Source organism: Njordella aestuarii (assembly GCF_056494165.1).
Genome location: NZ_CM151397.1, coordinates 3,396,414 through 3,412,497, shown reverse-complemented (window position 1 = coordinate 3,412,497; position 16,084 = coordinate 3,396,414). Strand labels below are relative to the sequence as shown.

13 protein-coding genes are annotated in these 16,084 nt (G+C 49.2%); 10 read left to right on the top strand and 3 right to left on the bottom strand.

Going from position 1 to position 16,084, the window contains the following annotated elements; all coding sequences use genetic code 11:
- Positions 1-245 precede the first annotated feature (245 nt).
- The 4 genes from SH451x_RS13650 to SH451x_RS13635 all read left to right on the top strand — a co-directional run bounded on the left by SH451x_RS13650 (position 246) and on the right by SH451x_RS13635 (position 4,050).
- Complete coding sequence (locus SH451x_RS13650) at positions 246-452, top strand: hypothetical protein (protein ID WP_479357493.1); 207 nt, start codon at positions 246-248, stop codon at positions 450-452.
- Positions 442-2,709: a terminase gpA endonuclease subunit gene (locus tag SH451x_RS13645; RefSeq protein WP_479357491.1), complete on the top strand. Its 2,268-nt coding sequence runs from the start codon at positions 442-444 to the stop codon at positions 2,707-2,709. Before SH451x_RS13650 ends, SH451x_RS13645 begins: the two co-directional genes overlap by 11 nt.
- 84 nt (positions 2,710-2,793) lie before the next feature.
- Positions 2,794-2,991 carry a hypothetical protein gene (locus tag SH451x_RS13640; RefSeq protein ID WP_479357489.1) on the top strand — a complete coding sequence of 66 codons (198 nt, stop codon included), beginning with the start codon at positions 2,794-2,796 and terminating at the stop codon, positions 2,989-2,991.
- 72 nt (positions 2,992-3,063) lie between these two features.
- A complete protein-coding gene (locus tag SH451x_RS13635; protein WP_479357487.1) occupies positions 3,064-4,050 on the top strand; it encodes a phage portal protein in 987 nt (328 codons plus the stop codon).
- Positions 4,051-4,550: 500 nt separating this feature from the next.
- On the opposite strand, the gene SH451x_RS13630 is transcribed toward SH451x_RS13635, so the two are convergent.
- Entirely contained in the window at positions 4,551-5,156 is a 606-nt protein-coding gene (locus SH451x_RS13630) for a hypothetical protein (protein WP_479357485.1), read from the bottom strand.
- A 117-nt stretch (positions 5,157-5,273) separates the two neighbouring features.
- On the opposite strand from SH451x_RS13630, the gene SH451x_RS13625 reads away from it, so the two are divergent.
- Positions 5,274-7,106: an AAA family ATPase gene (locus SH451x_RS13625; protein WP_479357483.1), complete on the top strand. Its 1,833-nt coding sequence runs from the start codon at positions 5,274-5,276 to the stop codon at positions 7,104-7,106.
- Positions 7,107-7,230: 124 nt separating this feature from the next.
- Here the strand turns inward: SH451x_RS13625 and SH451x_RS13620 are convergent, their stop codons facing one another.
- On the bottom strand, positions 7,231-7,632 hold the full coding sequence (locus tag SH451x_RS13620) for an avidin/streptavidin family protein (RefSeq protein WP_479357481.1): 402 nt from the start codon (positions 7,630-7,632) through the stop codon (positions 7,231-7,233).
- Positions 7,633-7,885: 253 nt separating this feature from the next.
- On the opposite strand from SH451x_RS13620, the gene SH451x_RS13615 reads away from it, so the two are divergent.
- Positions 7,886-8,632 (top strand): hypothetical protein, encoded by a 747-nt coding sequence (locus SH451x_RS13615; protein ID WP_479357480.1) that lies wholly within the window; start codon positions 7,886-7,888, stop codon positions 8,630-8,632.
- Positions 8,610-9,317, top strand: a complete 708-nt coding sequence (locus SH451x_RS13610; RefSeq protein WP_479357478.1) for a hypothetical protein — start codon at positions 8,610-8,612, stop codon at positions 9,315-9,317. Before SH451x_RS13615 ends, SH451x_RS13610 begins: the two co-directional genes overlap by 23 nt.
- A 103-nt stretch (positions 9,318-9,420) precedes the next feature.
- Here the strand turns inward: SH451x_RS13610 and SH451x_RS13605 are convergent, their stop codons facing one another.
- Positions 9,421-10,869 (bottom strand): toll/interleukin-1 receptor domain-containing protein, encoded by a 1,449-nt coding sequence (locus tag SH451x_RS13605; RefSeq protein WP_479357476.1) that lies wholly within the window; start codon positions 10,867-10,869, stop codon positions 9,421-9,423.
- 426 nt (positions 10,870-11,295) lie between these two features.
- On the opposite strand from SH451x_RS13605, the gene SH451x_RS13600 reads away from it, so the two are divergent.
- The 3 genes from SH451x_RS13600 to SH451x_RS13590 are packed head-to-tail and all read left to right on the top strand — an operon-like array spanning position 11,296 to position 16,079.
- On the top strand, positions 11,296-12,504 hold the full coding sequence (locus SH451x_RS13600) for a DNA adenine methylase (RefSeq protein ID WP_479357474.1): 1,209 nt from the start codon (positions 11,296-11,298) through the stop codon (positions 12,502-12,504).
- Positions 12,505-14,256: an McrB family protein gene (locus SH451x_RS13595; RefSeq protein WP_479357472.1), complete on the top strand. Its 1,752-nt coding sequence runs from the start codon at positions 12,505-12,507 to the stop codon at positions 14,254-14,256.
- A complete protein-coding gene (locus SH451x_RS13590) occupies positions 14,253-16,079 on the top strand; it encodes a DUF2357 domain-containing protein (RefSeq protein WP_479357470.1) in 1,827 nt (608 codons plus the stop codon). Before SH451x_RS13595 ends, SH451x_RS13590 begins: the two co-directional genes overlap by 4 nt.
- Positions 16,080-16,084 lie beyond the last annotated feature (5 nt).

Here is a 16,084-nt window from a genome sequence, read left to right as displayed (position 1 = left end):
TTTTGCGTCGCGTTTTCTGCGTCGCGATGACACACATGAGCCATGCGTTTCGAGGAACATCCAGCCGATTCCTGCATGTTTTTCCAGTAATTCTGCATGTTTTCTGGGAGGCCATCGGTGCCCCAACATTACGCCACCGTCGCGTCCAAACATGCTCCGCATAACGAGGCGAACATGCGGCTAGAACGCGACAGTGCGAAAACGGTGGCCCCACGTTTCGAGATGCCAAACCATGGAGGAATGCGATGAGTGAAGGAAACAACCAGGTCGATCCGACGAGGCTCTCGGTAGAACAAGCAGCGAAGCTTTTGTCAGCCGCTTACCGAGAACGCATCGAGCCAGAGAAGATCCGACTAGACCTACAAGACGGTGCGCCGGTGAACGTTGATGGAACGATCAACCTCGTGCACTACAGCGCATGGCAAGCAAAGGAGATGGGACGTGGCGAGTGATCCAAGGAAACTAAAACCAAGCGAGCTATGCCGACTGCTCAACTCGACGCCACTGGGCGAGGTGATCAGCGAACGACAACTCTATCGGCATCGTCAACGCGCCGGCGCACGCATCGGCGACAACAAGACCGTTGACTTGCTTCGCTATTGTGCATGGATGCATGTCGTACGACATACGCCTCGCACGACAAACGGTGTCGATCCATATGATGCGATGAAGGAACGAGCGCGTGCGAGAAATGCAGCGCTCGCACTTGCCGGCCGCGACATTGGTGAACTACCTGAGGTCGATAACCCAGATCGCAAGGATCGTGCATCGCGTGACTTCAGGTACTTTTGTGAGACATACTTTCCGCTCACGTTTCATCTTGCCTGGTCGCCGGACCATATCAAGGTCATCAATAAGATTGAGCAAGCCGTTGTGCATGGAGGTTTATTTGCACTAGCGATGGCCCGCGGCAGTGGTAAAAGCTCGATTGCTGAAGTCGCATGTATTTGGGCAGTGCTCTATGGTCATCGCAACTTCGTATGTTTGATCGGCAGCGATGAAGGGCACGCATGTGATATGCTCGACTCAATCAAAACCGAACTTGACAGCAACGAACTGCTCTTAGCCGACTTCCCCGAGGTCTGCTTCCCGATTCAAGCCCTCGATGGAATCTCGAATCGCGCAAATGGTCAGCTCTACAAAGGCAAACGCACGCAGATCGGATGGACCGCAAAAGAAGTCGTACTGCCAACGATCGAAGGCAGCAGCGCCAGCGGAGCGATTATCAAGGTCGCCGGCCTAACTGGCCGCATCCGAGGTATGAAGTTCAAACGTCCCGACGGCAGAACAGTTCGTCCGAGTCTCGTGGTACTCGATGACCCGCAAACGGATGAGAGTGCTCGTTCGCTTTCGCAATGCGCGAATCGCGAAAGTATCCTCGCCGGCGCGGTGCTTGGCCTAGCTGGTCCTGGCAAGAAGATCTCTGGCATCATGCCCTGCACGGTTATTCGCCCAGGTGACATGGCAGACAATATCCTCGATAGAAATCGACACCCGGAGTGGAATGGCGAACGCACCAAGATGGTATATGCGTTTCCCAAGAATGAATTGTTATGGGAACGCTATGCCGAGATCCGCGCAGAAGGGATGCGTGGCGGTGATGGTGGTGAAGCTGCCACCGAGTTCTATCGTCAGAACCAAGCCGCGATGGACGATGGGGCTGTAGTCGCTTGGCAGGAGCGATTCAACTACGACGAACTCTCGGCGATTCAGCACGCGATGAATCTCAAATTGCAAGACGAAGCAGCGTTCTTCGCCGAATATCAAAACCAACCTCTTCCGGCGGAGACCGTTGTCGATGGGATGCTCAAACCAGAAGAGGTCGCCAGCAAGATCAACCGCATGGATCGTGGCTTGGTATCGATCGGCGCGAATCATCTCACTGCCTTCATCGACGTCCAGCAGAAGTTGCTCTTCTATGTGGTCACCGCTTGGGAAGACGATTTCACGGGTTATGTGATCGACTACGGTTGCTACCCCGACCAGCAACGTCCGTACTTCACGCTACGTGAGGCTCGGCAGACGTTGAGCTCCGAAGCGACTGGAACCGGACTCGAGGGATCGATCTACGCTGGCCTCGAATCGCTGACATCGAAACTGCTCGAACACGAGTGGCAACGCGATGATGGTGCTGCGATGCGTATCGGTCGCTGTTTGATCGATGCCAACTGGGGGCAATCGACAGATGTGGTCTACCAATTCTGCCGGCAGTCCAAGCACGCCGCTGTGATCATTCCCAGCCACGGTCGGTTCGTCGGCGCTTCGAGCTTGCCGTTTAGCGAGTATCGTCGCCGGCCAGGTGATCGCGTAGGACTCAACTGGCGTATCCCGAACGTACATGGCAAACGAGCTATACGACACGTGGTCTACGATACCAACTGGTGGAAGTCGTTTATCAATGCTCGCCTTCGTGTCTCTATGGGAGATCGCGGCTGCCTGTCGCTCTTTGGCACAAACGCTGAAACGCATCGTATGTTCGCCGAGCATTTAACCTCAGAGTACTTCATCAAGACCGAGGCCCGCGGACGGAACGTTGATGAATGGAAGCAGCGACCGGAGCAGCCGGACAACCACTGGTTCGACTGCCTTGTGGGTTCCGCAGTTGCGGCATCGATGCAAGGAGCAATTTTATTTGGAATTGATTCAACACGCGAAATAGCCCCAAAACGCTTGAGTTTTAAGGACATCCAGCAGAACCGACGCAAATAGTTTTGGGACGTCGTTCGGACAAATTGCATAGTTAGTACTGGAAGAGGCAATCGAGTTTCTTTTTCACTCGAAGAGGGTTTCCAGATGTCAGACAACTTGCAAGAGACGATTCGCGAAAGTGCGAAAGCACCTGCAAAGGCATCTGGAGATGCCGGTAGCGTCGAGCAGCACAAGCTCACTGAGCAGATCGCTGCTGACAAGTATCTGGCATCCAAGGCGGCCGCCTCTCAACCGAAGCGTGGCCTTCGATTTAACAAGCTCGTGCCACCGGGTGCGGACTAATCGGTTCGCAACTGATCGAGCTTGATTCTATAGGCAGGGGTGTCGGGTTTAACAGAAGGGATTGATTCACGGATGTTTAAGTTGTTGTCAGGGATTCTGAGCAAGAACGGCGATCGCAAAGATCGATCGCTCGTCCGTGGACGCTCGGCCCGACACCCCTGGTCGTTGGTGAGAATGCTTGGACGCTACGACGCTGCGACCACTACGGTCGACAACGTTCGCCACTGGGCGGCCGCTGACGGACTATCGGCCAATGCGGCCAATAGCCCTGAAGTGCGCCGCACGCTACGCAACCGTTCGCGATACGAGATCGCGAACAACTCTTATGCCCGAGGCATTTCGCTGACTCTGGCCAACGACTGTGTTGGTACCGGACCTCGATTGCAAATGCTGACTGCGGATGCGTTTGCCAACCGCTTCGTTGAACAGGAGTTCTTTGCTTGGGCTGATGCAGTTGGCCTCGCAGAGAAGCTACGCACGATGCGGCTCGCTCGCGTATCAGATGGTGAATCATTTGGGTTGCTGACCAGTAACCCGAGAATCGATTCGCCTGTTCAACTTGATTTGAAGCTGGTCGAAGCCGAACAAGTTACTTCGCCAATCTTGGCTCTCGACAGTTATCGCTACCTCGATGGCATTCGCTTCGATGAGCATGGCAACGCGATCTCTTATGATGTCCTTCGAGAACATCCAGGAGACGACGCTTTCTCGTTAACCGAGAACTTTGACACCATCGATGCCAGTTCAATCCTTCACTACTTCCGGAGCGATCGATCAGGGCAGATCCGTGGTATTCCCGATATCACTCCGGCGCTGCCACTGTTTGCCCAACTGCGTCGATTCACCCTTGCCGTTTTAGCGGCTGCGGAAACGGCGGCTGACTTTGCTGGGATTCTTTACACCGATGCGCCGGCAGGTGGCGAAGCCGATGCGGCTGAACCGTTCGAGCCGATCGAACTGGAGAAGCGAGCTCTACTGACGATGCCAGGCGGTTGGAAGATGGCTCAGATGCACGCTGAGCAGCCAGCGTGCGCTGAGCTATTGCGTTTTCCAATGTAGCAAGTGAACGCAAAACCCCCAGTAAAATTTTCCGGTGCTAGCTCCGTCAATTTTCGCGGCATTGGGGTATTTATAAGAATAGGCAAGTCGGATTCACCATGCCTGCGAAATCAAGAACATGATTCCACAGGTACTTTTTTGTAAATTCTCGGATTGCTGACCGTCATTTCGATGACCTTCGGTGTAACCCTACAGATAGGGAAACATTACTTTGCATGTTCGGCCGTCCGGCGCTTCACGCGATCTCATAAATTTTCAATCGGATTTCACCACTTAATCGAAGTTCTTTGGGACGCAGATATTGCAAATTGCATAGTTATTAATGGGGGGGGCGTTTGATCATAGACCCTAGATTTCAATTCGACACTTTAGGAAGCGAGAGGACATGGAAGCTACGAAAGTGGAGATATCCGATGATGCGAGCATTCCAGAAGAGATCGCGTCGGCTTGGGCAGCCGTACTCATCAACCTGTACGATCGAACGAAATCGGACGTAGGCGCTAGAGCAGACCGTGAATCAACTTCAATGAATCTTTATAGATGCAAAGGCAGTCCTCAATTTGATCAGGATTCAACGAACGGAATGGCATTGGAAGATCATTAACCTCAATGTGCTCTCGTCCCGACCCTAATCCAATGTATTTCGCGCCAGTTCTTACTCCCGCGTGGAGATAGATACGCGTTGGACGAAGCTTTAAGTAACTACCAAGTCGATTTGCAGTGTCGTAGATCATCAGTGTGCCAATTCCAATTATGTCGCCAATCGAATCGTTCACCAAGTCAAACAGTTGATCGAATGTCTCACACGAATGAAATTCAAGACGTTTTAGACGCAAGTAAACCTTGTCAAGTGCAACTTTTTGTAACCGCCTTTGGTGCGGATGACGTTTTCCATCAGGAGCTTTTGCATAGGCAACGCATCGCAACATATCATCGAAATTTTGAAAGGAAGCATAGTAGGCCCATTCCTCGCGCGAAAGGTGACTGAAGTTGTCCAAGTAGTGCTTCACAATTGTCTTGTAGTTTGTCAGGTTCTTTCGATCTGTACTCGACTCGGCGCAAGCGATTTGTAGCGGCTTCGTTTTCTTAGTGGCGCGGACAGTCATCAAATACCTCGTATTCAAAGATTGAAAAAAGTCGCTGTGATTATAACCGACAAGATCCCTCGATGCTTACTCGAAAAAAACCAGTGGGTTTGCTGGAAGTATGCGAAACGTAACGGTGTGATTACGAAAATACCGCTGTCTGCGGATACCGGAGAAGCGATCGATGGTACGAAGTTGTCATCATGCACTTCTTCCGAAAACGTTTTAAAGGCGACCGAGCGCAACAAACAGATCTCTGGTATTGCTTTTGTATTTTCCGTTGACGATCCCTATGCGGGCGTAGATCTCGACGATTGTCTCGACGGCGAAGGCAAGTTTATCTGGGGTGAAGACATCGTCCGAAGCCTCAATACTTATTGCGAAATCTCCCCGTCAGGGACTGGCGTGAAACTGTTCCTTCGTGGTAGGAAGCCTGAGTGGGCCTCGTGCCGATCTGATGGTCATGGTCCAGATGGCATTGGCAAGTTGGAAGTCTATGACCGCGCTCGCTGTTTTGCAGTAACGGGAAGGCGACTCGAAGGCTATCCGAGCGACGTGATGGATCGCCAGGACGAACTGATCGCTTTGTGCGAACAACTTTGGCCCTCAAAGGCGTCCACGCTCACGAGTCGGCAAAATGCACCGCAAAGTGCGTCAACGCCACCACAAGCGAACGTTGCCAAGATTGAAGCGTGCTGGAAATCGATACTTGCTATGACCTTAACAGATCATGGCGATGGGTCGCATCGCTTGTTTTCGGCTTGCTGTCGCTGTATCGAGCATGATCTTAACGACGACGAAGCTGTGCGGCTTATTCATAAGTATGCAGTAGCCGAACCGTTTCCTAGATTTTGGTCGGCCAATCAAATTGTTAAACGGCTACGAGACGCCGAACGTCGAGTTGAACGAGGAACTGCTGCTAGTTCTGATGCCAAGCCATCCATGTCGAGTATCGGCCAACTATTAAAGGACCATCCACAAATGCGATCGCCAGTGATTCATGGTTTGCTTCGATCAGGCGAAACGATGAACATTATTGCGCCGCCCAAGTACGGTAAAAGCTGGCTGGTAACAGATCTGGCACTATCAGTTGCTTCGGGCCGTCGATGGCTGGACACCTTTGAAATTGAAAAAGGAAACGCGCTGATACTTGACAACGAATTGCATCCGGAAACTTCGGCGAATAGAATTCCAAAAGTAGCATTTTCGCGCGGCATTACGCTGCCCATGATTGCCGACTCTTTGTTCATCGACAACTTGCGTGGTCGACTGCAAGACGTGCACTCTCTGCAATCATACTTTCAAGCACTGGAGAAGGATTTCTTCAAAGTCATCGTGATGGATGCGTTCTATCGCTTTCTGCCAAAAGACAGCGACGAAAACAGCAACTCTAACATGACGGACGTTTATAACCGCTTGGATTCGTACGCTGCTATGCTCGGATGCTGCTTTGTTTTGGTGCATCATGCGAGCAAGGGAAATCAATCAAGCAAAGCCGTGACGGATGTCGGTGCTGGCGCAGGAAGTCAAGCTAGGGCCACCGATACGCATCTCATTCTTCGACAGCACCAAGAGGACGATTGCGTAGTGATGGACGCGTCTGTTCGCTCCTGGCATCCGATCGACCCAATCTGCTTGCGGTGGTCATTTCCTGTTTGGAATGTCGACGAATCACTTGACCCTGCCGAGTTACGACCAGAACGAGCTCGGAAGAAGCCAAAACCAACGGATGTAGCTGAACCGAAGCCAGCATGGACACCAGAGCGTTTCGTTGATGAATTTGCATCGGCCGAACCGCAGATGACACAATCAATCCTAGCCAAAGCCGCCCAAGCGGGCATGTCTCAACGGCAAGCGAAAGATTATTTGGCGCTAGCAGAAGATGTGGGACTCATTTTTCGCTGGTCGTTTGGCGCAAACAAGCCTGTCCGATTCGCTACGACGCGACAGCCTGAACTGGCATATCCATGATCGAGTCGGCGTGCTGTGTGTGTGTGTGCGCGCCCCCCTATAACCCCCCAGGTCCAGTGCGCTCACGCACGGCCTGGGGCTGGGGGTTCCTAGATGGGACACACGCAAAAATTTACAAGGTCGATTACACGCGTACGAATTCATCAGCCCCGCTGAGCGTCGATGTCCAAAGTCGTCCAGGTTCTTGTTGGTCAGGAACATCTGTGACGAGATGCCAGAGTGTCTTGATCGTGGGATTTGTCATCTCATCTACAAGCTGCCCTGTCCATGCTGTGATTGACCCTTTGGGCCATAGAACCATGAACGAAATCAAATCGCCAGTTACAAATCCGATCAATCGCCCTCTTATAGGTCCGCCACCTGAGCTATTAGCACTCATGTATTCCCCGGAAATGTCATTTCCGGAAATTTCGAACGTCATTTCAGACCCCATTTGATTCCGCCAACTACCACGCCAAAAGGCCAGTTCCGGACCAACGTTGTTTGCTGAACTATTTGCTAACGCGACTGCTTCTTCCAATGCCATTTCAATATCTCCTTCACAACACACCATCATAAAAACTGGTCCGAAAAAACACATGCATTCATTCACTACTGCTTTCGCCAGCGAAAGCGGATTGTATCAAGTACCAAAGGTTGGAACACAGTATAGGTACTACAAAAAGTTTTGTCCTGTTCCAGGGCCCCCGGAGAAGCCCCCAATATAGAGTCAGTTTGTTACCGGTGCGAAAAACATTCAACATCTTACCCTACAACAACTTACGTCAGGAGATCGGACAGTGAGTCGGACAATCGACATGGATCAGTTTTTGAAGAACGCAAAAGAGATGTGCTACCGAGTAGCCCCTCTTGAGCTGAGCGGCCAAAGCCTACGGATTGTGCCGCAGACGCAGTTACCACCGCTTCTCGGCGGTGAAACGAATTGCTACGGGTACACGTCTCCAAGCCTCGATTTGCACCTGCATCATACGTTTAAGGATTGGGACGGTCAGCGCGGGCCAGTGATTGTACTTGGCCATTTGAACATCCGTCGCGACTACCCAACGCGATATACGAACAAGATGCAGGGTACTATTCTGCACGAACTGGCGCACTGTCTTGAGCGGCCGAGTCTTTTCCAGCCGCGTGCATACAACCATCAACAGATGCGCATGGAAGCAATCAAGATTGCGGAAGCGGTGTCGACAACAGTCGAGGGCGATGGTTCGACTCCGCCATGGACAACGCACGAAGCGCGTTTCATGCGGATTGCTTACCACCTGCGTTATCGAGCCGCCCGGCTTCACTACGACATTCGGCCGAACGAAGTCTACTTCCCCGAAAAGTTCGGCATGACGGCGGCCAAAGATTATGCAGCCACGTTTCAAGCTGAAGCGGAAGTAATGATCGACATGACGTTTCGCGAAATCTGCCAGCGTCCATATCCGCTTCGCTTCGAGCAAATTTATGCTCGCGATAAATCCACCTGGTTCCGATCCCAATCCCTTAGCCAAAGGAATGATTATGAGTCTGATATCGTTACTTGAGAAGATCTCTCGTCGGCAACAAGAACGCCAATCGACAAAGTGGTCTGAATATCGACAACTAGTTGCAGACATCTGTGACGGCCGTGAGCCCGAGGCCGATCGGATCGCGCAGCTACTGGCAGACAATGAGCGAACTCTTGAGGAGTTAGAGCACGATGTGAAGCTGCTTGCCAAGCGGCGCAAGCTCCGAGCTGAAATGGACGCTGCGCCGCCACTCGAAAACGAGCGACAGAAGGTCGAGCAACTCATTGTGGATGGCGAGAAGCAGATCGAAATGACCATCGAAGCACATCGAGAGAAAATGTCGCCGCATTACGCACGTCGTTTCGAGCTCAATCAGATTCGCAAGCTGGCTCTGCAGTCGCAAGACGAATTGCGTGATACATGTGAAGACCGCGAAGTCATCGCTCGATTCCAAGCCGTGAATGAAGAGTTAACGCAGCTATCAAATGAGCGAGCCAAGCTGCAAGCTGATTTAAAACAGATGCAGATTTGGATGGATGGCGATAGGCATGAGTCGAAAATAACTGCCTATCCAAGTGAATCGATGCGGTTGACAGAACGCGCAGATGATTACGACCAGCGAATCGCTCGAGTGCAGGAAAAGCTTCCAGTAATCAATGCTCGCATCGACGAACTGAACAAGCAGATGAACCAGATCGAACTAGAGATACTCGAGCCGTAGTGGCTTCACGCTGTCGTCGATCTTTGTTCTTTGACAATATGGTTGACTCATCCATGAGCCGTCGGGCGTCGCGCACTCGGCGGCTCTTTGGAGCATTTAAGGATCAACTTGTCTGTTGCCCCCAGATTCGCTTCAGCCCATTGTAATTGAGCGGACCAAGATCTACATCCGCATGAAAGAACGCACTTGTTCGCATCATCCTTGATATCGGCTCCGAATCCATTCGCTCAACCAATTCTTTGGGCGACTTCATTGATAACATTTCGGCAAGTGGCTTAAAACCCTCGACGGTCTGTGCTCGCAAGAAAAGTTCGAGTTTTCCAATACCTCGTGAATAAATCATACTCCTCGGGTACCAACGACTTCCGCCTGCGGCAAGGCAAAGAACAGCCTCGGCTTGGAATAAGTCGCTGTATCTTATGTCTTTGCGTGTCGCGCGATCGTGAAGCAGATCCGCCATCACGCTCAAGCGGCGACTATTACCTTGTTGTGAGCAAAACTCTTCAAGCGATTTCGCAAACTGGTTGAATGACGTAAAGCTATGGGATTCCAAATACTCGCCACCGTAGGTGTTCGCCGACACATACTGATGTGTCATGAGCTGCTTTACACCGGTATAATTTTTCGACTTAATCAGCGACGCAACTGTATACAAGAACATTTCGTATACGAGGAACTTGTAGTTGTCTTGAGAAATCTCGTAAGGTGTTCCAAGTCCTTCGGGTTTCTCGGTAAGTGAGAGAATCTTCTCAAAGAAATCAACAACTAGTGGGACAAGATTGCTTGCGACAGAGCTGCTCGCCGCCACCAACACCGCATCTACAAAAACGTCTCGATGTAATATCGCCGAATCGATGTTCTGCTTGATCACCTCGCACCAAGTATCCTTGAGCTCGTGAGAGTATGTAAGGCGTAGCTCTTCCAGGTTGGCGATGAACTCTTCGGCGAAATCATTCAATGCTATCTTCGGCTCGCCTTTTCCTAACGAGACAATCTCACGGAATCGCTTTGCCTTCTGAGCGGACGAAACGGAAACTGCCGAATCGTCGAAGATGTGTGCAGGTGGTTTACCCAGAGCTGGCTTTCGAAGCTTTGGACGCTCAAAAATGTTGCGGATTAGCTGATCGTAAGCATCGGATTCTTGATCCGCGTCTGAGAAATCAATGTACTTCCGCGACTTCAGATATATTGGCAAGCACGCTTTGCCATGCTCGTCGCGTTCTATTACGACAGGTATGAACTTGTTCTGGTCAACAGAGTCGTAAACCTCCTTGGATATGATCTGTGTTTCGGTACCGACGCCACCTGTCCGACCATCTGCTTTGGACGCGTAGGCAGAGTCAGAGATGATCACAACTCGCTTGATTGATGGATCACTGACCATCTTCTCCATAAAGGCATTCACATCGTGACCGTCTTCAAGCGACCATTGATCTAGTACGACATCGATCCCATCGCTCAAAAGTTGCTTGCCAAGGTCCGCGACCCAAACTGTGTGCTCCTCGCTCGACCAAGAATACGAGATAAAGATTTTCGGTGTTGAGCTAGTCATAAGATACTCTCCAACCCTTCGTTTTAATGTGTCTTCGAATTCTACGCCATCAACGATTCTGGCAATCTACTCAGTGAGTCTGTTTCATAACGTGGTAGGCTCCCAGACTTCAATACCACCGCAAACTCGCACCTTTCAAAGCTTTGCGGGCCACGGTCGATTTTCGGCCGATATCAGTGCTTGGTAGATGCTGTCCGCAAGTGTTCCTTCTCGCAAGTCGAATCGCTTGAGGGCGAAATTCAAATTAATTCGAACGCAGACTGCTAACCTCGCGTTGGCTAAATTGTGCTGCAAGGTACAATATGCTAGAGTGACAAAATCTGAATTTCTTTCAGTGGTTCATCGTATCGACTACAGTGAATCCGTGGGATTTGCTCCCGTCAGCTTCTGTAACCATTGCCCAACGGTATAGGTAGTACTTCCCGAATGGATTCCGTCAAGATCAAGGAACTGAAATCAAAATCTCCTGTGCATTTCGTGAAATACATGGGATCGAAATCAAAGATCATTGATCAAGTGATCGCCGCGATTGCTGGTATCGAGCCGCTAGGAACAATTTGCGACTTGTTCGCTGGCTCATGCACCCTTTCTGGAGTACTCGGTTCGAAGTATCCAATCGCTTCGAATGATATTCAGCACTACTCGGCAACACTCGCCCGAGCGTACCTAACAGACTGGCGGTTGGAATCGGAAAGCGTAGCTGTCAGTAAAGTTATTTCTGGCGCCAAGCGGTATTTTGATCGTAACTATGCGGAACTAGTCGCGCCATTCACTTACGAAAAGGGGATGTCGTTAAGAAGATTCCAAAGAGTTGATAAAGCAAACCTCGATCTAATAGATATGGAGTTCGATAACGACTGGCATTTATTCACAAAGAACTACTCCGGAACATGGTGGAGTGCTGAGCAGTGCGCATGGATCGATTCCCTCCGCCAGGAGATTGAAAAGCACGTTGAGACTCCCTACTATTCGACGATGTTAGCTTCTCTTATGTACGCTATGGCTTACGCGAGTCAAGGTACCGGCCATTTTGCGCAATACCGCGACGCAAAAACAGAGTCTGCTAAGAATGATATCGAAATCTACAGGACGCGTAACTTGGTCGCGTATTTTGAACGGAAACTAATCGAGGCATTTACTGCTCTTCCAACAGAACCGCCAAAGTTCAATCACCGTGTAACGATCCTGGACTATGAAGAATGTCTGAGAACGGTTCAGGCATCTGTTGTCTATGCGGACCCACCTTACTGTTTTGTGCATTACAGTCGCTTTTACCACGCGTTAGAAACTCTTGTTCTTTACGACTACCCGGAACTGCAGATCAAGAGCGGGAAGATTGTGAAAGGGAGATATCGCGAAGTACGCCATCAATCGCCCTTCTGTATTCGAACTCAGGTCGCAGATTCATTCTCTCGACTCTTTGACGGAATCAACCGCAATGAGAATTCTCTTGTCTTAAGCTATAGCAATACAGGGATGATTGCACTCCCGGACTTGATGAGGCTTGCACACCAACATCTTCCGAAATACGAAATCTCAACGCAAACCATTGAGCACTTGCACATGACTATGGGACGACGACAAGACCGGGACAGAGACGTAAACGAAATGCTCATTTCAATGAGGCGAAAATAAATGACGGATGGTATTGAAAACCACAATGTTTCGCTTACCAAGCAAAACTACATACAGCTAATTAATTTGATTCAGAAATACCCAAAGCACGAGATTCTGGCAAACGTCGATGAAGTGAGCGCAGATAGAACTCAAGCTGTAAAAATGCTCGCCGGCAACGTTTCAACAGAGGAACTTCCCGACGCATGGGATCAAATTAAGCAATATTCAAAGGAAAGTCAGTGGTCTTTATTCTTTATTTCAATCCTATTTAGTCATCACGAATTGATCAATGCTTTCGTAAAATCTACCAATGCAGAAATGAGAGGAATAATAAAGCGATCTGAATTAGGAGAAAAGCCATTCACAAATCTCGCTAATTCGCTCAATCAGGCTGGAATAGTAGAGAAGTTGGAAAGGGGGATGACTGAACTTAGATATAACCTAACACCCGTCTTCCGCGACATGTCGATTGGTCCCCTAGCAAAACAAATTATTGAAGGGCAGCTTCGTCGAATGGGTTGGGCCCCCCCAACCGAAAGCGAAATTTGGAAACGAACGTTTTATGAACAATGTGAAAACTACAATTTCCACCGAGCATTAGGTCTAACCAATGCGCAGTTCAGGGATTGGCTTGAAGGAAAGAGAGTTCAACTTTTCGAATTACCAGACGCTCATCCAGTAGTCGGAAACATTGAGACCAGCGCTCGACTAGTTGCAGCACTGGCTGCCAAGAAATTTGTCTTACTCGCGGGGAGCACTGGAACGGGCAAAACGCAGACCGTCCTTCGATTGGTTGAATCCCTCAATCCATGTCGGAATGAAGATGCTGAATTCAACTCAGCTTTTATTCCTGTCGGAGCTGGCTGGACCGACGCCCGACATTTACTAGGGTATCGAAATCCCTTTGGTGAGGCAGGAGCATCATACGCTGTTACGCCAGTGATTAAACTCTTGCTACGGGCAAATTGTTCGAAGTACCGAGAAATTCCCTTTTTTCTGATACTCGACGAAATGAACCTTTCGTACGTTGAACTTTATTTCTCGAAGTTCTTGTCACTAATGGAGTCAAACGTCGACGGCACTGCCCAACCCATTGTCGACGCAGTGGATCTGGAATTGATGGCAAAGACTTCAGGTTTGTCGGCGTTGGAATTAACTTTGGTAGATGAGGCAATATCCAAAGGCGGCATATTTTTATCTGACAATGTGTCTATCGTTGGAACGGTCAATGTAGATGAAACAACGCACAATTTCTCGCCGAAAGTTCTTGATCGTGCATTTGTTCTTGAATATTCACCAGTGAAACCATCTGCCGTTTCAAAGACATTCCAAATCGCTGACAACGATAGACTGAATGCGGAAGCAACTTTAATCGGATCGATATTAAGGGGATGCTCTACAATGAGTATAGATACCGCTGAAATAGATTCGTATCTCGATGAAGTCTTTGTTTTGCTCGGACGTTTTAAGTTTGGTCCACGAGTTACGCATGAAGCTAGAAGATATTGGCAAGTTATTAATGAGTCGTTTGATGGGCAGGTACTCACATGTCCGGATAGCATAAGTGGTAACGCCGCAATCTTGGACAACATTATTTTTCAGAAGATTCTTCCCAAGTTGCATGGCAATAAATCGCAGCTATCCGAAACGCTTGCCCAGCTCTATAAGTATGCAGAAACTAATGTGCTTCCACAATGCGTGGCAAAAATCAAAGCCATGCAGTCAGACACTAATCTTCTTGGTTTTGCTAATTTCTTTTCGATGCAATGATAATTTTACAGCAAGTTGAAATAGGCAACTTCAACAAAACTTTGCTGACGATTCGTCCTTCTCAAGTCGAAGGCGTCTCAGACTCAGTCAGCAGAGTTGTGCTAACTCCCGGAATCGAAGGAATTCAGATCTCGACCGGACCTGCAGTTGAAATCTGGCCGTTAGTCTGGAGTCCTGACGACGAATTATTCCAACCTTTGCAACTCTTGGAAGAAAGCAATTACGATTTTTCAATTGAAGTTCCGCAGACGATTGAACAGATTGCTCAGTTACGTAGGACCAAGAACAATCGGCTTTATCCATTTTTAAATGATCAACTAATTGGGAAAGTCGCATTCAACGAGATTGCAACAAGAGATTCCGACGGAACGTCGACGTTGTTTGGAACACTACGCATTGCAAGTGACTCAGGCGCCATGGATCTTCGGATCGAAGGTATCGACCTCGATATGGTCGTTGAAGTCAGGACAAGAAAGATTGACTATCGGGACGAGTTTCAAGAGCTACTTAGCCGGCTCGCGACATACCACGAAGAGCTAATCTTGAACTTAGACGGTGCTACGGAAGCACGGCTCAAATCTTGTGACCTGCATCAGGTGACGATGCAAAGCAGAATTCTTCATCTACGTCGTTTGATGCGAGATGGTCGACTCACTTCCGCCTTGGCAACGATAACAAACCAGCCAGCTTTTCGTTTCACCGCAAAGACAGTTGCCGAAGACCTTGCATTCGCTATCAATGTCGATCTTGCTGAGTTGGCTACTAACGCGTCGACTTACGACTGGATGAATCGTGGGCTCTTAAGCTCGCAATTTTGTGGATTTTCGCCGCTAACCGTTCCTGAGAACGTAACCATATCAAGCTTTGACATCCCAGAGAATAGATTTGTAAAAGCAAAACTTCTGTGGCTCACATCCATAATCATAGATGTAGAGGATTGGTTACCAAAATCTGGATGGGAATCTGTTCGTGCGTCCGTCTACCGTTGGGCGGCAGAACTGCAGCAATTCCGACATAGTGTTTTTTTTGAAGAAATTGGCGAAGACATTGGAGCATTTAATTCGGTATTAATGCAACGACGGCACGGTTACCGTGAGTTCTACGAAGCAATAACGCTCTTTGAACTGGGACTTTTGCTAGATACTGACCTTGGGGAATTGACAGACTCTGGAAGCTTAAAGCGAGTCTCAGAACTATATGAGATCTGGTGTTTCTTTGAGATCCACCATCTGCTGACAACCATTTGCGGGCCATCGAGCGACAAAATTGAACACGCGATAAAGGATCAACGATATCATGTTACGCTGAAGTGCGAGAATAAGTCTGGTTTTGAGTTCGTGTGGAATGACCTTCGCCTGAAGCTGTACTATACACGACATTTCAACCCTCCAACGAGCGAAGATGACTACTGGATCGAGTCATATTCTACGATTTTCAAACCAGACATCACGGTAGAAATTTTTCTCAAAGATGGAAAACAATTGTTTCTGTTTTTTGATGCAAAATATCGGCTAGACTCAAAGCGATGGGCAGAGCAGTTCGCCGACAATGATAAAGACGACGCTAGGTATAAGAATGCTGACCTCCATGTGATGCATTGCTATCGCGATGCGATCCTAAATTCGTCAGGAAGCTATGTTCTCTTCCCTGGCAACTCATTGTCCGATCTTTTTACGCGTAGTCGTAAACGTGAAGATCGCGTTGTAAACTCACTGCCGAGCGTGGGTGCCTTTCCGCTTAAACCTCAATCAGACGGCATCGAGAGCCAACGAAAACATATTGCAGATTTTCTCATTAAAGCCTTTCGCGAAATTAACATTTAAACTTT